The 22624-nt window shown below is 59.9% G+C and carries 18 protein-coding genes and 1 tRNA gene; 6 read left to right on the forward strand and 13 right to left on the reverse strand.

Going from position 1 to position 22624, the window contains the following annotated elements; genetic code table 11:
- Window positions 1-82 precede the first annotated feature (82 nt).
- The 4 genes from SJQ66_RS21945 to SJQ66_RS21960 form a co-directional block, all read right to left on the reverse strand.
- Complete coding sequence (locus tag SJQ66_RS21945; RefSeq protein WP_320534543.1) at window positions 83-2263, reverse strand: M3 family metallopeptidase; 2181 nt, start codon at window positions 2261-2263, stop codon at window positions 83-85.
- 99 nt (window positions 2264-2362) lie between these two features.
- The gene (gene folD / locus SJQ66_RS21950) at window positions 2363-3220 is read right to left on the reverse strand and encodes a bifunctional methylenetetrahydrofolate dehydrogenase/methenyltetrahydrofolate cyclohydrolase FolD (RefSeq protein ID WP_320534544.1); all 858 of its coding nucleotides are present in this window, start codon (window positions 3218-3220) and stop codon (window positions 2363-2365) included.
- A 273-nt stretch (window positions 3221-3493) separates the two neighbouring features.
- Window positions 3494-4114, reverse strand: a complete 621-nt coding sequence (locus SJQ66_RS21955) for a response regulator transcription factor (RefSeq protein WP_320534545.1) — start codon at window positions 4112-4114, stop codon at window positions 3494-3496.
- Window positions 4095-6923 (reverse strand): PAS domain S-box protein, encoded by a 2829-nt coding sequence (locus tag SJQ66_RS21960; protein ID WP_320534546.1) that lies wholly within the window; start codon window positions 6921-6923, stop codon window positions 4095-4097. Before SJQ66_RS21960 ends, SJQ66_RS21955 begins: the two co-directional genes overlap by 20 nt.
- Window positions 6924-7288: 365 nt before the next feature.
- Here SJQ66_RS21960 and aceE point away from each other — a divergent pair, with 365 nt between their 5' ends.
- The 3 genes from aceE (at window position 7289) to lpdA (ending at window position 13581) form a co-directional block, all read left to right on the forward strand.
- Complete coding sequence (gene aceE, locus SJQ66_RS21965) at window positions 7289-9976, forward strand: pyruvate dehydrogenase (acetyl-transferring), homodimeric type (RefSeq protein WP_024902427.1); 2688 nt, start codon at window positions 7289-7291, stop codon at window positions 9974-9976.
- A gap of 133 nt (window positions 9977-10109) precedes the next feature.
- Entirely contained in the window at window positions 10110-11780 is a 1671-nt protein-coding gene (gene aceF, locus SJQ66_RS21970) for a dihydrolipoyllysine-residue acetyltransferase (RefSeq protein WP_024902428.1), read from the forward strand.
- Between the two features lie 10 nt (window positions 11781-11790).
- On the forward strand, window positions 11791-13581 hold the full coding sequence (gene lpdA / locus SJQ66_RS21975; protein WP_024902429.1) for a dihydrolipoyl dehydrogenase: 1791 nt from the start codon (window positions 11791-11793) through the stop codon (window positions 13579-13581).
- A gap of 154 nt (window positions 13582-13735) precedes the next feature.
- Here lpdA and phaP read toward each other — a convergent pair whose 3' ends face one another.
- Window positions 13736-14311, reverse strand: coding sequence for a TIGR01841 family phasin (phaP, locus tag SJQ66_RS21980; protein WP_024902430.1), 576 nt, complete (start codon window positions 14309-14311; stop codon window positions 13736-13738).
- 475 nt (window positions 14312-14786) lie between these two features.
- Between phaP and pbpG the strand changes: the two genes are divergently transcribed.
- Window positions 14787-15953, forward strand: a complete 1167-nt coding sequence (pbpG, locus tag SJQ66_RS21985; RefSeq protein WP_320534547.1) for a D-alanyl-D-alanine endopeptidase — start codon at window positions 14787-14789, stop codon at window positions 15951-15953.
- A 33-nt stretch (window positions 15954-15986) separates the two neighbouring features.
- Here the strand turns inward: pbpG and SJQ66_RS21990 are convergent, their stop codons facing one another.
- The 7 genes from SJQ66_RS21990 to SJQ66_RS22020 form a co-directional block, all read right to left on the reverse strand.
- On the reverse strand, window positions 15987-16715 hold the full coding sequence (locus SJQ66_RS21990; RefSeq protein ID WP_046154252.1) for an IclR family transcriptional regulator: 729 nt from the start codon (window positions 16713-16715) through the stop codon (window positions 15987-15989).
- A 303-nt stretch (window positions 16716-17018) separates the two neighbouring features.
- Window positions 17019-18050 (reverse strand): quinone-dependent dihydroorotate dehydrogenase, encoded by a 1032-nt coding sequence (locus SJQ66_RS21995; protein WP_024902433.1) that lies wholly within the window; start codon window positions 18048-18050, stop codon window positions 17019-17021.
- Window positions 18051-18167: 117 nt separating this feature from the next.
- Complete coding sequence (locus SJQ66_RS22000) at window positions 18168-18971, reverse strand: arginyltransferase (RefSeq protein ID WP_024902434.1); 804 nt, start codon at window positions 18969-18971, stop codon at window positions 18168-18170.
- 38 nt (window positions 18972-19009) lie between these two features.
- Window positions 19010-19765, reverse strand: coding sequence for a leucyl/phenylalanyl-tRNA--protein transferase (gene aat, locus SJQ66_RS22005; protein WP_024902435.1), 756 nt, complete (start codon window positions 19763-19765; stop codon window positions 19010-19012).
- A gap of 9 nt (window positions 19766-19774) precedes the next feature.
- Window positions 19775-20404 (reverse strand): NUDIX hydrolase, encoded by a 630-nt coding sequence (locus tag SJQ66_RS22010; protein ID WP_024902436.1) that lies wholly within the window; start codon window positions 20402-20404, stop codon window positions 19775-19777.
- Between the two features lie 316 nt (window positions 20405-20720).
- Window positions 20721-20797, reverse strand: a tRNA-Met gene (locus tag SJQ66_RS22015).
- A gap of 100 nt (window positions 20798-20897) precedes the next feature.
- Window positions 20898-21242 (reverse strand): hypothetical protein, encoded by a 345-nt coding sequence (locus tag SJQ66_RS22020; RefSeq protein ID WP_024902438.1) that lies wholly within the window; start codon window positions 21240-21242, stop codon window positions 20898-20900.
- Window positions 21243-21405: 163 nt separating this feature from the next.
- On the opposite strand from SJQ66_RS22020, the gene SJQ66_RS22025 reads away from it, so the two are divergent.
- On the forward strand, window positions 21406-21678 hold the full coding sequence (locus SJQ66_RS22025) for a hypothetical protein (protein ID WP_024902439.1): 273 nt from the start codon (window positions 21406-21408) through the stop codon (window positions 21676-21678).
- A gap of 232 nt (window positions 21679-21910) precedes the next feature.
- Window positions 21911-22087 (forward strand): hypothetical protein, encoded by a 177-nt coding sequence (locus SJQ66_RS22030; protein WP_320534548.1) that lies wholly within the window; start codon window positions 21911-21913, stop codon window positions 22085-22087.
- A 90-nt stretch (window positions 22088-22177) separates the two neighbouring features.
- Here SJQ66_RS22030 and SJQ66_RS22035 read toward each other — a convergent pair whose 3' ends face one another.
- The gene (locus tag SJQ66_RS22035; protein WP_046154359.1) at window positions 22178-22624 is read right to left on the reverse strand and encodes a hypothetical protein; all 447 of its coding nucleotides are present in this window, start codon (window positions 22622-22624) and stop codon (window positions 22178-22180) included.

Raw genomic sequence — 22624 nt, forward strand, 5'->3', positions numbered from 1 at the left:
TTATCCTGTTCCCCAGCATTTTTTATTTTATGGCCGCTCCAGTCACCAGTCAGTGTAAGGAACTGGTGCTCGGTCCAATCGATCAGGCTTGCTGCGTCTCCGGTAAATCCACGTCCATGCCGTGATGACGTAGAAGGGCGTCGATCGATGGCTCACGGCCTCGGAAGGCCTTGAACGAATTCATCGCCGCGCGACTGCCACCAACCGACAGGATTTCTTCCAGGTAACGACGCCCCGTCACGGGATCAACCACGGAGCCGGTGGCGCCGGCCGCTTCCTCAAAAGCAGAGTAGGCGTCGGCGGACAACACCTCGGCCCACTTATAGCTGTAATAGCCCGCCGCATAGCCGCCTGCGAAAACGTGGCTGAAGCTGTTTGGCCAACGCGAGATCGGTGTCTGCTCGACCACGTGATAGGTCGCGTTGATTCGACGTGCGAGCGCATTCACTGTCTCACTACCACTCGGGTCGAAGTCGGTATGAATATGCATATCGAACATCGAAAATACGATCTGGCGCAACGTACCTAGTCCGCTCTGGAAATTCTTGGCGGCGATCATCTTGTCGAACAAGGTGCGCGGCAAGGTTTCACCGCTGTCGACGTGGGCGCTCAGCGTTTGCAGGACGTCCCATTCCCAACAAAAGTTTTCCATGAATTGGGACGGCAGCTCCACCGCATCCCACTCCACGCCGTTGATGCCGGATACAGCCGGTTCCTCGATTCGGGTCAGCATATGGTGCAAGCCATGACCACATTCGTGGAAAAGCGTCACCACGTCATCGTGTGTCAGAAGCGCCGGCTTGTCGCCTACCGGTGGCGAGAAATTGCAGACCAGGTAGGCAACGGGTGTTTGTGTGGTGCCGTCCTCGCGGCGCTTGCGCGAGCGTGCATCATCCATCCACGCCCCCCCCCGTTTGCCTTCGCGTGCATACAGGTCCAAATAAAACTGCGCGACCAATCGCGGCGCACCCGCATCCATCGACTCCACGCGGAAGAAGCGGACATCCGGATGCCATACCGGTGCCTGATCCGCGCGGATGCGCACGTTGAACAGCTTTTCAATCAGGTCGAACAAGCCGCTCAGGACTTTCTGCTCGGGGAAATATTGCTTTACTTCATTCTCGGAAAACGCATATTGCCGTTGTCGCAGTTTTTCCGAGACGTAGGCTACGTCCCATGGCGCCAGATCGTCGATACCGACGTGGTCGCGGGCAAAACGTTGTAACGCGTTCCAATCAGCTTGCGCATACGGCCTGGCACGTTTAGCGATATCATCCAGAAAAGCGATGACCTGTGCTGGCGTATCGGCCATTTTCGGTGTCAATGACACTTCGGCATAATTCGACAGACCGAGAATGTGCGCTTCTTCCGCGCGCAACGTCAACTGCTCGCGCATATTGTCGGTGTTATCCCACTCTGCCTGCCCCTGCCCATATTCCGGCCCCAGCTCCGATGCCCTGGTAACGTAAGCGCGATATAGAATCTCACGCAAGGCGCGATTGTCCGCATATTGAATGACGGGGAAGTAAGAAGGGAAGTGTAATGTGAATTTCCACGCATTGCCGCCGGCAGCGTGCTTCGCGGATTCGGGATCGCGATCGGCGGCCTCCCGCGCTGCGTCGATTGCATCCTGAGGCAGGCCCGCCAGTTCGCTTAGATCATGCACCCAATGGGCGAACGTGTTGGTGGCATCCAGCACGTGATCCGAGAATTGTTTCGAAAGGCTTGCCTGCCGCTCCTGCAGTGCCGCAAAACGCGGCTTGCTGGCTTCCGGCAATTCCGCACCGGACAGGCGAAAGTCGCGCAGCGAATCGTCGAGGACCTTGCGTCGGATGGGCGTCAGTGCTGCGCCTTCGGCGGTATCGATCGCTTTGTACTTTTCGAAAAGGGCCAGATTCTGACCCACGCTCGCGTAGAATTCGGTGATGCGAGGGAGGTTTTCCGCATGGGTGGCACGCAGTGCGGGTGTATCGGCGACCGCGCTCAGGTGACCGACGACGCTCCATGCACGACCAAGTGGTTCGGTCCCTGCCTGCAACGCATCGATGACCGTTGCCCAGGTGGCGGGCGTGTCGGGCGCGATCGCCGCGTCCACGGCGGCGCGGGCATGTTCCAGCAATACGTCCAGCGCCGGGCTGACATGCTCGGCGCGTATATCGGCGAAACGGGGCAGGCCGGCGGTGCGGCCGAGTTCGATCAGCGGGTTGGGCTGGGCCGTATCGGCGTGAGCCGCTGGCGTGGTCGAGAGTGTCGAAGCAGCCATTTCCTTCTCCTTTCAGCAGTACCGCTGTGTGCCCGCGCGCCCGCTAAAAAAGATGCCGCGGGCGTTGGGTGGTGATCGAATTCAACTAGGCGGATTGTCTCAGAACGTGCCTTGCTTGCGTTCCGCGGCTTCGATCGTATTCACCAGCAACATGGTAATCGTCATTGGCCCAACGCCGCCCGGTACCGGTGTGATATGGCCGGCCACGGGAACGATGCCGGCGAAATCGACATCCCCGCATAATTTCCCCGCGTTGTCGCGGTTCATGCCCACGTCGATCACAGTCGCACCTGGCTTGACCATATCCGCTGTCAATACATTTCGGCGCCCGGTGGCGGCCACGACGATATCGGCGCGCTTCGTGTGCGCGGCGAGATTTCGGGTTTTGCTATGACAGACGGTGACGGTTGCGCCCGCTTCCAGCAGCATCATCGCCATCGGCTTGCCGACGATGTTGGATCGACCTATGACGACGGCTTCGGCACCCGAGAGCGGGATGTCATAGGCCTCGAACATCTTCATGACGCCATAGGGCGTGCACGGACGGAACAACGGCATGCCGGTCATCAGCGCACCGGCGTTGGCGACGTGAAAGCCGTCGACGTCCTTCTCGGGGGCAATCGCCTCGATGACTTTGTGACTGTCGATATGTGGCGGCAGCGGCAATTGCACGAGAATGCCGTCGATCGCGGGATCCTGATTCAGTTCGTCGATCAGTGCAAGAAGCGCCGCCTCGCTGAGATCCGCTGGCTGGTCGATCTTGCGCGAATACACGCCATATTCCTCGCAGGCCTTGACCTTGTTGCGAACGTAGACCTGGCTCGCCGGATTGTCACCGACCAGGACCACCGCGAGACCAGGTTGATGTCCTGCTGCGGTCAGGATGGCGGCGCGTTTTGCGACGTCGCCGCGAAGTTTCTTGGACAGGGCGTTGCCGTCGATCAGGGTGGCGGTCATGGATGGTTACGGTCAGTCAGAATAAAGACGGTGCGCGGTAGGTCCTGCCACGTTGCCACGTGATGCAATTACGGTCGGACAGGGGCGGCCATGAGACGTGCTCGGCATCGTGCCGGCCCCCTGTGCGGTATCCAAAAACAAATGAAGCCACACTGTCGCCAGCGCGGCTTCATCGGATTCGAACGGTCCGCCTGCAACGGCATCACCACGGCGAGACAGCAGGCTGCGCGGCGCGATACGGCCTCATTATATATCGCCGCAGCGCCGATCCACTCAGGGCTTGGCCGATAAGGCCAGACGCAACAGGTCGGCGACCGTGTTGACGTTCAGTTTCTCCATGATATTGGCGCGATGCGCCTCGACCGTCTTGATGCTGATGCCGAGATCGTCAGCCATCTGCTTGTTCAGGCGACCCGCCGTAATGCGTTCCAGCACCTGTTGTTCACGTGCCGTCAACTTGGACAGGCGCTCAAGCGAATCCCGATGTTGCGCCGCCTCGACATTCATATTGCGGGAGCGTTCCAGCATTGCCTTTACCAGCGGCAGCAATTCGGTTTCATCGAACGGTTTTTCGATAAAATCGCTTGCACCTTTCTTCATCGTCGAAACGGCCATGCTCACATCACCGTGACCGGTTACGAAGATGATCGGCAACTGTGGATCGAGGTCCAGCAATTTCTCCTGGAGTTCCAGACCGCTCATGCCTTGCATCCGGACATCCAGGATCAAACAGGCAACGTGCCGCGGTGCGTACGCTTCCAGGAAGCGTTCGGTACTGGCGAAGCACTGCACGCCGTATCCGTTTGCTTCCAGCAACCATCGCAACGAGTCACGGACCGCTTCGTCATCATCGACGACAAATACCGTTTCGGCTTCATTCGGCTGGCTGCTCATGATTCTCCCGTAGCGTTGTAGGATTCAAAAAAGGATACGCGTCCGCCTGATGTAAATCGCGCGCCCGTGCCGAGGCGATCGGCAGCGTGCAGTGAAATGTACAACCGGTAATCTTGCCATCGGCATTCACGTTATTCTCCACCCAAAGTCGCCCGCGGTGCGACTCGATGATGGAGCGGCAAATATTCAAGCCCATGCCCATGCCATCCGACTTGGTACTGTAGAACGGCTCGAATAGTCGCTCGGCGCTGGCTTCGTCCACGCCCGGCCCATGGTCGATGACCGAGACACGAACCATGTCCGCATCATTGCTCGCCACGAGTTGGATGACGTTGTCGAGCGAGCCGGTCGTGGCGCGGGGTGCTTTGTCGCGCATTTCAGACATTGCCTCGGCGGCATTTTTCAGTAAATTCACCAGGACCTGTTCGATCAGCACCGGATCAACCGAGATGGCGGGCAGGTTGCCGCGCATTTCGGTCGATATCCGCACGCCGCGACGACGCGTCTCGATTTCCGCCAGACCAATGGCGTCCGCGACGATATCGCCGAGGCGAACTTCCTTGCGTTTGGGCTCGCTGCGTTTAACGAACTCACGAATGCGCTTGATGATCATCCCGGCCCGAATGGCCTGCTGCGAGGTCTTTTCCAACGCGCCAAGCAGCATTTCCGGCGTTGCGCGATTGTTTCGCACCATTGCCGATGCCCCGGAGCAGTAATTGCTGATCGCAGCCAGGGGCTGGTTCAATTCGTGGGCAAGCGACGAGGCCATTTCCCCCATCGTCGACAACCGGCTGGCAAACTGCAGTTTTTGATCTTGCTGCCGGGCATTCTCTTCGGCCAGCTTGCGCGCGGTGATGTCGGTGGCGATTTGCATCTGCGCCAGATGACCGTCCACCCACTGGATATATTGACGCCGAACATCGAACCAGCGATCCACGCTTTGGACGAACACCTCCTGGGACACAGTCGATTCCCTACCAGGATCGTCGGCCTCGCTACCGAACGCCGCGGGCATGCCGGCGTAGGTATCGATCATGTCGATCGAGTCGGAACGGCCGACGTCGCCACTCTCGTCGTTGGCATCGGCGACCCCTTCATCGCGTTTGAGGGTGTTCGCCAGTTCAAGATGCCCTTGCGGGCGCAAACCGAAAATGTGCCGATAGTAACGATTCGCATAGAGCAATTGGGTGGCGTCCGTCGCCAGCACCGACACCGCAGCATCCAGTCCTTCCAGCACCGTCGTGAAGCGTTGCTGCGCGGCGGTGAGTTCCTCGCGGACCCGGCGTGGTTCCGAAATATCGGTCATCGACGACATCCACCCCGTTTGCCGGCCGCTCCCGTCGATCAGCGGTGATACATACATCCGGGCATGGAACGTCGAACCGTCCTTGCGCCGCACGCGCATCTCGAAACCACTCGATGGTGCCTTGCCGCGCAGCGTCATGTCGATCTGGCGCCGCATTTCGGTGAAGGCTTCGGGTGGCCAATAGGCGTAGGGCGGCGTCGTGCCCACCAGATCGGACTCATCCCATCCGGTCATCCGGCAGAAAGCCGGATTGACGTACAGTATGCGGCCTTGCAGGTCGAGAACGCGCATGCCCACGAGTACCGAATTCTCCATTGCACGGCGAAACGACGCCTCGTCATAAAGCTGTTGCTGGGCAACGAAGCGCTGCCGCGTGTGCTTCCACACGCTCCACAAGCTCCACAACACGAAACACGACATGCCGGCCACGAGCCATAGCAGGCGATTATTCAACAGTGCCGCACCGCCATGCTGGCCGTAAGCGTAAACCCGAACCGAAAGACCGTTGCCGGGCGGATCAAGCGGCAAATCCTGATAAGGGTCGCGTGCCAGGCGCGGCCGCGACGACGAACTTGCCAGCTCCCGGTCATCAGCATCGAGAATCGAAATCTTGAAGCGGGACGACAATTCGCTCGGCAGTTCGCGGTGGAGGATGCCATCGATCGAGAAAACAACGACGATGGCGCCTACAAAGGTCCGATTGACGAAGATGGGTGTCTGCTGGGTCAAATAGGCATGACCGGTAGCATCGAAGAAGAGCGGGGAGTAACCGATACGGCGGCTTTCATGCGCTTCCGTCAATGCGTCGGCAAGCGGTTGTGACAACGGTGGCAGTACGCGCGGAGGTTGCCAGCCTTTGTTCGTTGCGTTTGTAGCTGTCCGGCCCCCGGCAATTGCGTTGACGCCGGATGCCGGCCCTGCGGGCATGGATGCCGCTGGAACGCTAGCAGGACGATCGGCGGCGTCTCGGCCACGCGCGTCGACGCTGCTCGCGGTGAACGCGCCGCTGCCGCCCATTTGGCCCAAGGGCAAGTTTGAGGTCGTCGGTTGCGAGGAAGCGTCTACCGTGGAAGGGGGCGCAACGGGGGGGCGTGGCATTGCGTCCCAGCGCACATCGCCGTTTGGACTCAGCCACCGCAAGGCGATGATCTCCGGATGGCTCGACAGGATGTCCTGGGCCGGCGCATCCAGTGCCGCCGACGTGACATGGCCGATTCCGATGTCGCGTGCCAATGCGGCTACCTGATCCTGCGTATTCGTCAGGGACAGACGAATTTGTTGCTGCGCCCAGGCCACGTTGCGATACAAGGTATCTTCCTTCTGCTGCTCCTCACGCCGCGTCAGGGTCCAGAAGATCAGTCCCATCACGAACAGGAATACGAAAATCGACAGAAGCGGCGTGTAAAGGTAGGCAGCGGCGCGCCAGGATGCGCGAACGCCGCGCGATTCCTGTGCTCCGCGCGGGAACGCGAATCCGTGCGAGCGGGAGAGAAGGCGAGCCAACAATCGTTTCGTCAACATGTACGGATTGTAGCCCAGCACGGCACGCTGGCAATGTCGCATTAGGATCAGAACGGAGGGTCTTTCACAAAAAAAACGCGAAAAATGGCCGGTTGGTCCCTTGCATGGGAAGAAGACAATCTGCTGCGTTGCAAAAGTTTTTCACATTGTGAAAAACGATCTCGCAATTTGAAAATTGTCGTTGCCTTGTCCGCGGGGGCTTCGTACAATCCGCACCGTTTGTCGGCATTTCGTGCGGGCGCGCGCGTCGTGCGCATAGGCATGGCCTATGCGGTTGCGAGCGTATGCCGCGTCGCCGGCAGCGTGCTTCGTCCAGTCGGGCGGGACGCGATCTTGAGGAGACAGCCATGTCCGCAGTGCCAGAGGAAGTGATCAAATACGTTGCGGCCGAGAACGACGATGATCGTCAAGAAACCGGTGAATGGCTGGAAGCGCTGGAAGGCGTGCTGAAGGCGGCCGGTCCGGAGCGCGCGCATTACCTGATCGAAAAGCAGATCGAATTTGCACGGGTGCATGGTGAGCATCTTCCGTTCTCCGCAAACACGCCGTATATCAACACGATTCCCGTCAGCCAGCAGACGCCGATTCCGGGCGACCAGGACCTGGAACACCGTATTCGCTCCTACACCCGCTGGAACGCGCTGGCCATGGTGCTGCGCGCCGGCAAGGACACGAATGTCGGGGGGCATATCGCTTCTTTTTCGTCGGCGGCCACGCTGTATGACGTCGGCTTTAATCATTTCTGGCACGCGCCGTCCCCGGAACATGGCGGTGACCTGATTTTCTTCCAAGGTCACTCGTCGCCGGGCATGTACTCGCGGGCGTTCCTGCTCGGCCGTCTGACCGAGGAGCAACTGAACAACTTCCGTCAGGAAGTGGGTGGCAACGGTATCTCGTCGTACCCGCATCCCTGGCTGATGCCGGATTTCTGGCAGTTTCCCACCGTGTCGATGGGTCTGGGTCCGATCATGGCGATCTACCAGGCGCGCTTCATGAAGTACATGGAAGCACGCGGCATCGTCAAGACGGCCGGCCGCAAGGTCTGGGCATTCCTTGGCGATGGTGAGACCGATGAGCCCGAATCGTTGGGCGCGATCGGCATGGCCGGCCGCGAGAAGCTCGACAATCTCGTCTTCGTGATCAACTGCAATTTGCAGCGCCTAGACGGTCCGGTCCGTGGCAATGGCAAGATCATCCAGGAGCTGGAGAGCGAGTTCCGTGGCGCCGGCTGGAACGTCATCAAGGTGGTGTGGGGCAGCCGGTGGGATGCACTGTTCGCACGCGACAAGACGGGCGCACTGATGCGCCGGATGATGGAAGTCGTCGACGGCGAATACCAGACATACAAGTCCGAGAGCGGTGCTTTCGTGCGTGAGCATTTCTTCAACACGCCCGAGTTGAAAGCGTTGGTGGCGGATTGGTCTGATGACGACATCTGGAATCTGAACCGTGGCGGCCACGATCCGCACAAAATCTACGCGGCGTATGACGCGGCGACGAAGGCGAACAAGCAGCCGACGGTCATCCTGGCCAAGACCATCAAGGGCTATGGCATGGGCGAGTCCGGCCAGGCGATGAACATCACCCACCAGCAGAAGAAGATGCCGGTGGAGGCCTTGAAGCGCTTCCGTGATCAGTTCCGCTTGCCGATCAGCGATGAGGACATCGGCAATGTGCCGTACTTGAAGTTCGAGGAAGGTTCACGCGAACTGGCCTATATGCAGCAACGTCGAACCGAGCTGGGCGGCTATCTGCCAGCGCGTCGTCGTAAGGCCGAGTCGTTGCCGACGCCTGAGATATCGGTTTTCGAGCCACTGCTCAAGGGTACGGGCGCGGGTCGCGAGATCTCGACGACGATGGCGTTCGTTCGCGTGCTGAATATCCTGCTGAAGGATAAGGCAATCGGCAAGCGCATCGTGCCGATCGTACCGGATGAATCCCGGACCTTCGGCATGGAGGGGCTGTTCCGTCAGATCGGTATCTGGAATCAGGATGGCCAGAAGTACGTGCCGGAAGACAGCGATCAGTTGATGTTCTACAAGGAATCGGAAACGGGTCAGATCCTGCAGGAAGGGATCAACGAAGCGGGCGGGATGAGCGACTGGATTGCGGCGGCCACGGCGTATTCGACGCATGGCGAGCAGATGATTCCGTTCTACATCTATTACTCGATGTTCGGTTTCCAACGTATCGGTGACCTGGCGTGGGCAGCAGGCGACATGCGTGCCCGTGGCTTCCTACTGGGCGGTACCGCTGGACGTACGACACTGAACGGCGAAGGGTTGCAGCACGAGGACGGTCATTCGCACATGTTCTCCGCGCACATCCCGAATTGCGTCAGCTACGATCCGACCTTCGGCTATGAAGTGGCCGTGGTGATCCAGGACGGGCTGCGCCGGATGGTGCAAAACCAGGAAGATGTGTATTACTACCTGACGTTGATGAACGAAAACTACGAGCATCCGGAGATTCCGGAGGGCGTGGTGGATGGCATCATCAAGGGCATGTACGCCTTCCGCAAGGGTGCCGAGTCGAAGGGGCCGCGTGTGCAGTTGCTGGGTTGCGGCACGATCTTCAACGAGGTAATCGCCGCGGCCGGCTTGTTGAAGGAAGACTGGGGCGTGGAGGCCGACCTCTGGAGCGCGCCGAGCTTCACCGAACTGGCCCGTGAAGGTCAGGCTGCCGAACGTCAAAACCTGTTGAACCCGACTGCGGAGCGCCGCGTCTCGTACGTTGAACAGTTGCTGGCGCCCACGCAAGGTCCGGTGATTGCCGCGACCGACTATGTGCGCGCCTTCGCCGAGCAGATTCGGGCCTTCGTGCCGCGCCGTTATGTGGTGCTGGGGACGGATGGTTACGGTCGTTCGGATACGCGAGAAGCATTGCGCCACTTCTTCGAGGTCGATCGTTACTGGGTGACGGTTGCCGCGCTGAAGGCGTTGGCTGACGAAGGCACAATCGAGCGCGGCAAGGTCGCCGAGGCTTTGAAGAAGTACAAGCTGGACCCGGCAAAGCCGAATCCGATGACGGTCTGACGCGCCGGCGCGCCCCCGCGCCGAAGGTTGAAATGATCGAAGCGGGGTGCTGGCCTGCTAGGCAGGCCATCGCCCCTTTTTACCGCATGCCGCAGACCGTTGCGCAACACGGGTACTGGGAGTAACGCCAGAAATGAGTCAAGCGATCGAAGTCAAGGTGCCGGATATCGGCGATTACAAAGACGTGCCGGTTATCGAGGTGCTGGTGAAGCCGGGTGATGTCGTCGAACCGGAGCAGTCCCTGCTGACGCTCGAATCCGATAAGGCTACGATGGACGTGCCGAGCCCTGCTGGTGGCACCGTGAAGGCGGTCCATGTCAAGCAAGGCGACTCGGTGTCTGAAGGCTTGTTGATCGTAACGCTGGAAAGCAGCGCGGCCGCCGCGCCGAAGGGCGCGGAAAAGGCGGCCGAACCGGCGGCGCAGAAGCCGGTGGAGAAGGCGAGTGCTCCATCCGCGGCAAAGCCCGCGGATGCAGGGCAACCGGCTGGCGGTGCGAAGGACATCGAAGTCAAGGTACCGGATATTGGCGACTACAAAGGTGTCCCGGTCATCGAGATCGGTGTCAAGGTAGGCGACCGCGTCGAGGCCGAGCAGTCCCTGGTGACGCTGGAGTCGGATAAAGCGACGATGGATGTGCCGAGCCCCGCTGCGGGAACGGTCAAGGCGATTCACGTCAAGGTGGGGGACGAAGTGGCCGAAGGCACGCTGATCGTCGTGCTGGCGGGTGACGCCCCCGCCGCGCCGGCGGCCAGGGCGGAATCGCCTGCGCCGGCCGCTACGGCGTCCGCGCCGGCACCGGCAGCCGCGTCGCCAGCACGAACATCGGACGACAAACCGTCCGCGTTGGCAGAGGCTCCGGCCATCCCGCCGGTGGGCTCCTCGCGCCTCAGTCATGCAAGTCCTTCGGTGCGGAAGTTTGCGCGTGAGTTGGGCGTTGACATCGGTCGCGTCAATGGCACGGGGCCGAAGGGCCGGATCACGCAGGACGATGTGCGCGGTTATGTAAAGGGTGTCATGTCCGGGGCGTCCGCCGCACCGGCCGCCGTCACTGCATCGGCCGGCGCCGGCAATTTCGACGTACTCGCCTGGCCGAAGGTCGACTTCTCGAAGTTCGGCCCGATCGATCCGAAGCCGTTGTCGCGAATCAAGAAGATTTCGGGTGCGAACCTGCACCGCAACTGGGTGCGCATTCCGCACGTGACGAACAACGAGGATGCGGACATCACCGACCTCGAAGCACTGCGTGTCGCGCTGAACAAGGAAAACGAGAAGTCGGGCGTCAAGGTCACGATGCTGGCTTTCCTGATCAAGGGGGTGGTTGCGGCCCTGAAGAAGTTCCCGACGTTCAACGCCAGCCTGGACGGCGACAACCTGGTCTACAAGCAGTACTTCCATATCGGGTTTGCAGCCGATACGCCCAATGGTCTCGTCGTGCCGGTGGTCCGGGATGCCGACAAGAAAGGGGTCCTCGAAATCGCCAAGGAAACGTCGGATCTGGCAAAGCTCGCCCGAGACGGCAAGTTGAAGGGCGACCAGATGCAAGGCGGCTGTTTCTCGATCTCGTCGCTCGGTGGAATTGGCGGGACATCGTTCACGCCGATCATCAATGCACCGGAAGTCGCGATTCTCGGTGTCAGCCGCGGCGCGATGAAGCCGGTGTGGGATGGTAAGCAATTCGTGCCACGCCTGACGTTGCCGATGTCGCTGTCCTATGACCATCGTGTGATCGATGGCGCGGAGGCCGCGCGCTTCAATGCCTATCTGGCGCAGGTGCTGGCCGATTTCCGTCGCGTGATTCTGTAAGGGGACGAATATGAGTCAGGTAGAAATCAAAGTCCCGGACATCGGCGATTTTAAGGACGTGCCCATCATCGAAGTCTCGGTGAAGGTTGGCGATTCGGTGACGTTGGAGCAGTCCTTGATCACGCTCGAATCCGACAAGGCGACGATCGACGTACCGGCTGACGCCGCAGGCGTCATCACGGCATTGCGCGTCAAGGTGGGTGATACCGTTTCACAAGGCACCGTGATCGCCGTGCTCGACGCTGCGGCCACGGGTGGTAAAGCCGGTGACGGCGGTGCGTTGGAATCGAAGACCGCAGCCTCACCACCAACGAAGGCGGCCTCTGCTCCAGCAAAGCCAGCGTCGCCGGCGTTGGTGCCGAGCGCGGGCAGTTTTAGCGGAGCGGCCGACGTGGAAGCGGATATGCTGGTGATCGGCGCGGGTCCCGGCGGCTATTCGGCCGCGTTCCGGGCTGCCGATCTCGGCATGTCGACGGTGATGATCGAGCGTTACGACACGCTTGGCGGCGTCTGCCTGAACGTGGGATGTATCCCGTCGAAGGCGCTGCTGCACGCGGCGCAATTGACAGAAGAGGTCAAGTCGCTGGCATCGCATGGCATCAGCTTCGGCGAGCCGACGATCGATCTGGATAAATTGCGTGGCTTCAAGTCGTCTGTGGTCGCCAAGTTGACAAGTGGTTTGGCGGGCATGGCGAAGGCGCGAAAGGTCAAGGTGTTGACGGGCGTGGGGCGCTTCCTCGATCCGAACCACGTGGAAGTGGCGGGCAAGGACGGCAAGCAGGTTGTCAAGTTCAAGCAGGCGATCATCGCAGCCGGTTCGCAAGCGGTGAAGTTGCCGTTCATGCCGGATGATCCACGCGTGGTGGATTCCACCGGGGCGTTGGAACTGCGCCAGATTCCGAAGCGGATGCTGGTCATCGGTGGTGGCATCATCGGCTTGGAAATGGCGACAGTCTATTCGACGCTGGGCGCGCAGATCGATATTGTCGAAATGCTCGACGGCCTGATGGCCGGCGCGGACCGCGACCTGGTCAAGGTCTGGCAGAAGCACAATGCGAAGCGTTTCGCGAACGTGATGCTGAAGACGAAGACGGTGTCGGCCGAAGCGCGCGATGACGGCATTTACGTCAAATTCGAAGGCGAAGGCGCACCGACCGAGGCGCAGGCCTATGATCTGGTGCTGGTGGCGGTGGGGCGTTCTCCAAACGGCAAGCGCATCGATGCCGACAAGGCCGGTGTGGCAGTCACTGATCGCGGCTTCATCGACGTGGACAAGCAATTGCGCACCAACGTCCCGCATATCTTCGCCATCGGCGATATTGTCGGCCAGCCGATGCTTGCGCACAAAGCCGTGCACGAAGGTCACGTGGCCGCCGAAGCGGCACATGGCGAAAAGGCCTACTTCGACGCGTTGCAGATTCCAGGCGTCGCTTACACGGACCCGGAAGTGGCATGGGCCGGCAAGACCGAGGACCAATTAAAAGCCGAGGGCGTGAAGTACGGCCGCGCGGTGTTCCCTTGGGCGGCTTCTGGACGTGCGATTGCGAACGGTCGCGATGAGGGCTTTACCAAGCTGCTGTTCGACGAGGAAACGCACCGGGTCATCGGGGGAGGCATCGTTGGCGTGAATGCAGGCGATCTCATCAGCGAAGTGTGCCTGGCCATCGAGATGGGCGCGGATGCCGCGGACATCGGCAAGACGATCCATCCACACCCGACGCTGGGTGAATCGGTCGGAATGGCCGCAGAACTGTTCGAGGGCGTCTGCACCGACTTGCCGCCAAGCAAGCCTAAGCGCTGAACTTCAGGTTGTCGTAAAAAAAGCGACCCGCCGTGAACGGCCGACATTCTCCCCCAAGGCTGGCGTGAAGTCGGAATGTGTTCTCGGCGGGTCGCTTATTTGTTTCTTGCGATGGCAGTGCCAGGGCGCCGCGTGAAAGCGGCGCGTCGCGCTATCAGGCTGCTTTCGATGCCTTGGCGGTGCGATGCGTCGCGGCCGCGGCCTGTTGGCTGGTGTGCACGGCCGCCGCGGTCACGGCGTCGATGTTCGACTGGGCCAGATCGACTACCTGCTTGGCCGCCTTGCGGGCGCTTTCGTAAGCAGCATTCTGTGCGTTCAGCGCGGACTTCACAGCGGCAACCGCCGTCTCGGAGCCTGCGGGCGCGTTGCGCGAGAAGCTATCGAGAATTTGCTCGGTGCGGGCTTGCTGCGCTTCCGCTTGCGTCTCGATGGCACGTGCAAACTCGGCGTTGGTCGCCGTCAGGATCTGGTACACCTGTTGTGCGTACGACGTCGCCTTCTCGGTCAACGGCTGCACCGCCGCACCCTGAATCGCCAACCATTCACGCGGGTCCTGGACGTCCAGCGATTGCTTCGCATGCGTATGCCCGTCTTCGAGCAAGGCCTTCGCGGCCGCCGTGTTCAACTGCAGCAGCTTATCGGCGCCAGCGTAGGCTTGTGCGGCCAGACCAAACCAGACATCGACTTGGTGCTTATGAGCATTCGCCAGCTGTTCCGGAAAAATCGTCATCGTCTTGTCTCCACTTCACACCACCCATTGAAACGGGCCTCATGCTGCGCCGGGTGGCCGCCCGTCATCTGCCTGTTGCACCCGCTACGCCTCATCCAGTAGGGCTTGCGGGTATCTGGCCGACATTCGATGCGTGGTGTGTAGCCCCATTTATCGATGCCGGCGGTAAAATGTCGCAGCGCAGCAATTGCAGTCTAGTAGAGTTACAGAAAAGTGCAAGAAAAAAATGAGTACTTAAAAAATAGGGTAAAACGATCGAACGGATGACTCAAACGAGCGCTGTTCAAAATGATGCGGCTTACTGGCAGGCCGTAATTGAGGGGTGTTGTGCGGCAACCAACGCGAATTCGCCGCAGGTGGTACTTTAACGAAGGGGCCTAAGTATCTAATTGCGTTAATTTACTATCGCTCGTACACTTATTGACAATCGTGAAAAGCCCTTTTCGCGGTGTCCAATCTTCTCCTTCTTTACTGCATGAAGATCCCGAATGTTTTCTTGGAAGCCCGTCACGGCATTGCGCGCCATCTCGCTGCAACCGTACGCGCTTCCTTTTCGGCGTCGTTGGCCGTTTCGTTGACGTACGCCGCGGTAGTGGGAACGGGGCTTTTTGCCACCCGCTACGCGCATGCGGCCGGTACCACGAACGCCGCCGCCTCTGTCCAGCATCCTGTCCACCATGTCGGCAATACCGGGCGTTCGCGCGGTGGTGCGAAGATCGTCAAGGCCTCCGTGCGGGCGACGTCGACGCGCGCCAAGACGGCCTCACGCGTCACGCGTTGCCGCGTGCACGGGGTGGCGTTCGCGCCTTCGCACGCCGCCACCGCGCATGCATTCCGCATGCACGACAGTCTTCAGGATGGCCCGTTCCTGCGCTCGTCGATTGCTTATGTAGTCGATGAGAGCACGTCGGCGCCGCTGTTGGACCGCAATTCCACATCGGTGGTTCCAATCGCGTCAATCAGCAAATTGATGACGGCGATGGTGGTGCTGGATGCCAAGCAGCCATTGACCGATACGCTGATGGTCACCGACGAGGACCGGGACTATGAAAAGGGGTCTGGCTCGCGTCTGTCGGTGGGTTCGCGGCTGTCCCGCGAGGACATGCTGCATATCGCATTGATGTCGTCCGAGAATCGTGCGGCGGCGGCGCTGAGTCGTTATTACCCTGGCGGCCGCCCGGCGTTTATCGAGGCGATGAACCGCAAGGCGCAATCGCTGGGAATGACGAATACGAAATTCGAAGACCCGACCGGGTTGAATTTCCACAACGTCTCCACCGCGCAGGATCTGGTCAAGATGGTGGAAGCGGCGACAAAGTATCCGATGATTCGCCAGTTCTCGACGTGGCCGTCATACGACGTGAACACCGGCCGCACCCGTTTGCATTACGCCAACACGAATGCCTTGGTGCATAACGCCACCTGGGATATCGGTTTGCAAAAAACGGGTTTCATCAATGAGGCAGGTGAATGCATCGTCATGCAGACGACGATCCACCAGCGTCCGGTCGTGATGGTATTGCTCGACTCCGTTGGCAAGTATTCGCGCGTGGCGGATGCGCAACGGGTGCGGGACTGGTTGATTCAAACCGGTGCGATCCAGCGCGTGACCAGCGCCGATACGAATCATCCGGGGACCTGAGGGAGGCGCGGCAGCGTGTTTCCCTGAAACGGCCTAAGAGCGATCGCCAACATAGCCCAGCGCATGGGAGATTCTGCCGGCGGTCTCTCCCAGTTGGGCAATCCATGATTCCTGCAGGCGATCTGCAGGTGCGGAAAGCGACAATCCGGCCACCAGTCGCGAGGTGTCGTCGAAGACACCTGCGGCGATGCAGCGCACCCCGACTTCCAGCTCTTCGTTGTCGCGTGCGCAGGCGTGCTCGCGTACCCACTGCAGCTCTCGTTCGAGTTTGCTCAGGTCGGTGATGCTGTTCGCCGTGTGCCCTGCCAGGCCGGTGCGGGTTGCATACGCTCGTACGCGCGTGATGTCGTCGTTTGCGAGAAAAAGCTTGCCCACCGAGGTCAAGTGCAACGGCGCTCGTCCGCCAATCGCCCGCACTACCTGCATGCCGGAACGCTCACTGAACGCACGTTCGACATAGACGATCTCGTCGCCTTGTCGTACGGAAAGATTGACTGTCTGACCGGTTGCTCGGTGCAGTTCGCGCATGGGACCAATTGCCGCCTCCCGCACCGAGAGACGGGCTTTCACCAAGTTGCCCAGCTCCAGCAGGCGCATGCCGAGTCGATATGCGCCTGGCTCCGCGCGATCCACCAGCCGTCCGACGAGCATGTCGTTGAGGATGCGATGTGTCGTGGACGGATGCAGGCCGGTCATCGCCGACAAATCCTTCAAACTGACCGAATCGCTTTCTGACGCCAACGCGTCAAGCAAGCGCAGCATTCGATCGATGACCTGGATCGACGTACGCGCGCCGCCATCCCCCGCCGATCCACCCTGCGCGCGTCCGACTAGTCCTGGCGCGTCGTGATGCTCGGGCAGTGCGCCGGTATTGACGGCACCACCGAGTGGACGGTCGGGATCGGAAGATGCGCCAGGAAGCGGCACATTGGGGGCGGGCGGAAAACCGTTCATCGAAACTCGCATCAGGACGATAGGCATATCATATCGTGGAATGCACTGTCCGAAACGCTTACCGCAAGCCGGAAAAATAGCGACTTATCTCAAATCGCCACGATGCGGTCATTAGCCGCGTGCCGCGATGGCCGCCGCGCATTCGCGCACCAGCGACGGGCCGCGATAGATCAAGCCGGAATACAACTGCACCAACGACGCCCCCGCGTTGCATTTTTCCAAGGCATCCTGTGCACTGAAAATACCGCCGACACCGATGATCGGCACGGCACCCTGCAACCGCGCGTGCAGCGCCGCGATAATGCGGGTGGACGCTTCGCGCACCGGACGCCCGGACAGTCCTCCCGCTTCCTCGGCATGTGGCAAACCTTGGACGGCGTCACGCGACAGCGTCGTATTGCCTGCGATCACGGCATCGATGCCGTGCTGGACGAGCTTGTCCGCGATTTGCTGAATGCCTTCCTCGTCGAGGTCGGGCGCGATTTTCAGGGCCAGCGGGACGTGTTTGCCGTGCATGTCGGACAGCGCGCGACGACGTTCCGTCAGGGCGCGGAGCAGTGCGTCGAGTGCTTCGGCATCTTGGAGTTGGCGGAGGTTCTTCGTGTTGGGTGATGAAATGTTGATCGTCACATAACTGGCGAACGGATAGACCTGGTCCAGGCAGAACAGATAATCGTCGACCGCTCGTTCGATTGGCGTGGCGGCGTTCTTGCCGATATTCAATCCCAGAACGCCTTTCCAGCGCGCTGCCTGTACGTTGGCGATAAAACGGTCGACCCCGGCATTGTTGAAACCCATCCGGTTGATCAGCGCTTCGGCTTCCGGGATGCGGAACATCCGCGGCTTGGGATTGCCCGGCTGTGCTCGGGGTGTGACCGTGCCCACTTCGATGAAACCAAAACCGAGGCCCGACAAGCCGTCGATAGCCGCGCCGTCCTTGTCCAATCCGGCCGCCAGACCTACCGCATTGCTGAATGTCAGCCCCATCACCTTGACCGGGGCACGAACCGGGGCCCCTCCCAGGCAGCCGGCAATGCCGGTGCGTCCTGCCGCGCCCAATGCGGCGAGGGTCAGGTGGTGGGCCGTCTCGGCGTCCATACGGAACAGAGCTTGACGGGCAAACGGATAGAGGGAACTGAGCACGATGCGAAGGAGAGGGACGGAAACGCGCTATTCTAGGCCCACTGAACACCGCTGCGTATAAAAAAGCAAGGCGGCTCGCCGTTGCCTGTCGCTTCGATACGCCGTCTATGCTCGCGGCTAACGCGCCGTTGCATCTTGATCTGTTTGGCCGTGGATCGACGGGTATGCGTCCGTCGTCGGATCGAAGGGGCGCCATGCTCCATCGATAAACGCTTCCAGCGGGTGGAACGCAGCCTTGTATGCCATTTTCTTGCTTTCGCCGATCCAATATCCCAGATAGACGTAGGGCAGGTTTAACCGCCGCGCCTGTTCGATTTGCCAGATCACGTTGTAGGTTCCGAAACTGGTGCCAGGCATGTCGCAATCGTAAAATGTGTACACCGCCGACAGTCCATCGCCAAGAATGTCGATGATGCTCACCATGCGGAGCGGCGCGCCTTCGATACCCGGATCATGAAAAGTAACGAGGCGTGAATTCACACGGCTTTGCAACAGGAATTGATCGTACTGTTCGCGGCTGTCGCGATCCATGCCGCCGCCGGCATGTCGCAGCGATTGATAGCGCGTGTAAAGCGCGTAATGATGTTCATCGAAATGCAGCGGATCGGCTTTCGCGTGGAGGTTGCCGTGCTGTTTCCATACACGCCGCTGGGTGCGGTTCGGTGTGAAGCCATCCACCACCACGCGCACCGGGACGCAGGCCCTGCATCCTTCGCAGTATGGTCTGTAGGTGAACACGCCCGAGCGCCGGAATCCCGCTCCCACCAGCTCCGTGTAGACATCTGAATTGATCAGATGTCCTGGCGTGGCAACTTGCGAGCGCGCGGTGCGTTCCGGCAGATAACTGCAGGGATAGGGCGCCGTCGCATAAAACTGCAATGCCGACAGCGGCGACAGCGGGAATGCTTTCGGGTGGGTCACGCGAAACTCCACGATGCGCGTAGGCCTTCAGTCTAGCATCATGATTCCGCTGCTTGAAGAGGGGCAGCGTTTGTCCAGTACGCTAAAACTTGTTTATCAAAGCGCCAGTCCGGTGGCGCGGCACGGCTTGCGCGCAGCAAATGGATCATAAAGGCATCGCGGCTGATTTCGCGGGCACCCATCCGGTGCAGATGCGGCGTGTTCTGCTGGCAGTCGATCATATCGAATCCGTGCGACGCGGTGTAGGCGCATAACGCAGCCAGGGCGATCTTCGATGCGTCGCTGCGCTCCGCAAACATCGACTCGCCAAAGCACATTCGGCCCAGCGCCACGCAGTACAGGCCCCCAACGCGCACGCCGTCGTACCACGTCTCAACGCTATGAGCGAGGCCCGTGCGATGCAAGCTGCCATAGGCGGCAACGATATCGTCGGTGATCCAGGTCCCGCCTTGACCATCGCGTGGCGCGGTGGCGCAGGCGCGCATCACGGCTGGAAAGTCCTCATCGACACGAATGTCCCAACGCGGATCGCGCAATACGGCACGCAGCGTCTTGCGCAGCGATCGCGCAATATTGAGATTCGACGGCGACAGTACCATTCGTGGATTGGGGCTCCACCATAGCACCGGTTGACCGTCCGAATACCAGGGAAAGATACCTTGTCGATAGGCACTCTCCAGGCGTTCTGGCGTGAGCTCCGCGCTGGCGGCGAGCAATCCCGGTGCGTCACTTTCCGCGTCGAGCGCACGTTGTAGTGGGGGAAACGGATCGATTGCCGAAAGCCATGTGATCATTGGCCGCGATCAGTTGGCGTCGTGACGCGCATCGGGCGGCGATGCGACGCGAGGGACGTCGGCATCGCCGGAGTCGTTCTTCCGTGGCGTCATGGGCATCGGTGTGAGGATGTCCGCCGTGTGCAATGTATAACTGGCGCGACGACGATCCTCGAAGAAATAGCGCAGGGTGTTTGCGACAGTTGAAAAAGCCAGGTCGTCCCACGGAATCTCCGCCTCGGTGAAGAATGCGACTTCGAGGCTTTCCTCGCCCGCGGCAATAGTCGCGTCACGCAGCGGGGCGAGGTAAAAAAAGTGCACCTGGTCGACGTGCGGAACGTTGAGCACCGAGAACAGCGTCATCGTTTCCGGGTCGACATGCGCGCCAGCTTCCTCGACCGATTCCCGTGCCGCGCACTGCCAGGTGGTTTCGCCGAGTTCCATGAATCCGGCTGGTAGCGTCCAAAATCCGTGGCGCGGTTCGATTGCGCGCCGGCATAAAAGGATCTTGTCCTCCCAAATGGGTACCGTGCCGCACACGTTGCGCGGATTTTCGTAATGAATGGTGCCGCAAGCTGAACAGACGTCGCGTTCTCGCGTATCGCCCGGGGGGATACAACGAGAAACGGGCGAGTGTCCGCAATTCGAGCAGTAGTTCATCAGCAAAGCGTAGGGACGAAGATGGAAGAAAGAGACCTTGTGCGCTGCGCAGGCTCGATCACACGACTAACTGGCCAGGGGCGGAATGCTTGCGCCCACGTCGACGAACTATACCACCGTCGCCATTCGAACCGACCGCCTGGGTGACGATGACAGGTGCCAGGCAGGAACGCTACATGCCGAACCCATTTGCATCGCAGGAAGCGGATACCCGCAGCGGGCGTAGTAATTTCTTCGGCGAAAACGTGTCCCACTGTTGGGCGAATCAAAACAAAAACGCCGCGATACAAAAGTATCGCGGCGTTTTTGGCGTATTTGGTTGCGGGGGCAGGATTTGAACCTGCGACCTTCGGGTTATGAGCCCGACGAGCTGCCAGACTGCTCCACCCCGCGTCTGAGAAAAAGACTATAGCGCGTTTTGCGGAGTCACGCAAGGTTTTTCGCGATTTCCTTACGTGACGCTATCATGTTCGCACTAGGGATGCCGAATCGATCAATGGCAACGTATCACCAGGGCGCGATTGCGGATGTTGGCCGAGAACAGGCCGTTGACGGATCCCCCGGTTGCCGTGTCATCGCCTTCCTTCGACACCACGTCATAGCCGCTCGCGCCACATGCCTTGCCTGCTGATTCATAGCACTGCGCCCAGCTCTGCCGGGCATCGCTTCCACTGCAATTGATGGTGAAGCCATCGGTGCCGTCGGGTAGGTGAATCAGCTGCGTGGTACGTGATGACTCGCAGGCCCCCAATAGGACGGGTAGCACAAGCGCGGCCACGCGCGCGATCCCAAAAACACGGGCAGTAAGTGATGCGGATGAAGTAGGTGCGTGTGCCATGCTTTATCAACTCTTTTCAAGTGCGTTCGATTGATTCTATCGCGCACGCGACGAGGACGTCCGATGGTGGCCTACATCGCGAAATCCTGAAAGGCGTGGCATGCACCCAAGGCTTGATACGATGAAGGATGACAATGAATCAATAGATAGAACGGAGGATGCAATGGCAGCAAGGATTACAGGCCCCTATCGCGGATTCTATATCAATGCCACGGCAACCTTGAGCGGGCATCCGCATCCGACCTATGTCGGCAGTATCAGTCTTACCGAGCATGGCGTCGATGAACCGCGCAAGCTGGAGCGTTTGCTGCCGTTAGGTGCCGCGTCGGCGTTCGCTGACGAAGAGGTCGCGTTGGGGCATCTGGAGGAGGTGGCGCGCGGCGTTATCGATGCCCTGTTTCAGGATACCGGCGCTGCACCGTCAACTAAAATGTAGCAATGCTTCCGTGCGCTGATGCGCGTGCGTGCATCTGCGCCTCGCGCGATAGATGCGCGAGACAGATCGCTCTGTAAAGATTGCTTACGATTGCAGAAAATCGTTCCCATTACGCTCAAGCAATCGAGAAAAATCAACAAATCTGGTGGAAAACCCGTGTTTGCAGGAAAGTGCGGGACTGGTATGGACTTTGCTTTGGAAGAGGCAACCATACATTTATACGGGGTGTTACATGTTCGACTTTGAGCCGGGGTACTGGCTGATCGTACTGGCGATTGCCATCTGTTTCCTGACCGCGGTCGTGGTACTCGCGTCGTCGATGATTCTGGAAGAAGATGAAAATAACCCAGGTCATTCCGGACGGATCGCGGCGTCGCCGCGTGGTGATTCCGGCGCTGCCGCAAGCTGAATACTTTACCTCTTTCCGCCGTCACCTCACCAGGGCAGAGGCGTTCTAGTCCGTTTTAGCGGTATTGCAGGTCCAGGAAGTCTAAGACACTCATGCGTTTCCATCGTCTCGATCAGTAAATCCCGCGCTGCTGATAAATGCGCGGATCATGATCAACGTTCCCCACCCCCAAAACCCATTGCACACGGCGCCAAACGCGACGCGAGGCAGGATGTTGCCACTAGGCCAGACACCTTGCACGGGCCCGAGGACGAAAATCGAGAGTGCGGTCGGAACGATCGCTCCGAAAACAAATGCGGGAATCCAGGGGGCTGGCCGGTATGGTTCGATCCGGAAGACCCAGGCCATAACGACGGCATAGACGCCGGCAGCGATGGCTGACACCAAAAAATTAGGGACGCCGAAAGCGGGAGCGGGTGTCAGGTCGAAAGGCATCTGGGCGCTTAGCCCTGCGGCATGCAGCATGCCGATCATTGCTTGTTGAAAAAACAGAACGGACAGAAAGCCGGAGAGGTACGGTAGGATCAGACGTTGCAT

The organism is Robbsia andropogonis (assembly GCF_034047095.1).
GTDB lineage: Bacteria > Pseudomonadota > Gammaproteobacteria > Burkholderiales > Burkholderiaceae > Robbsia > Robbsia andropogonis.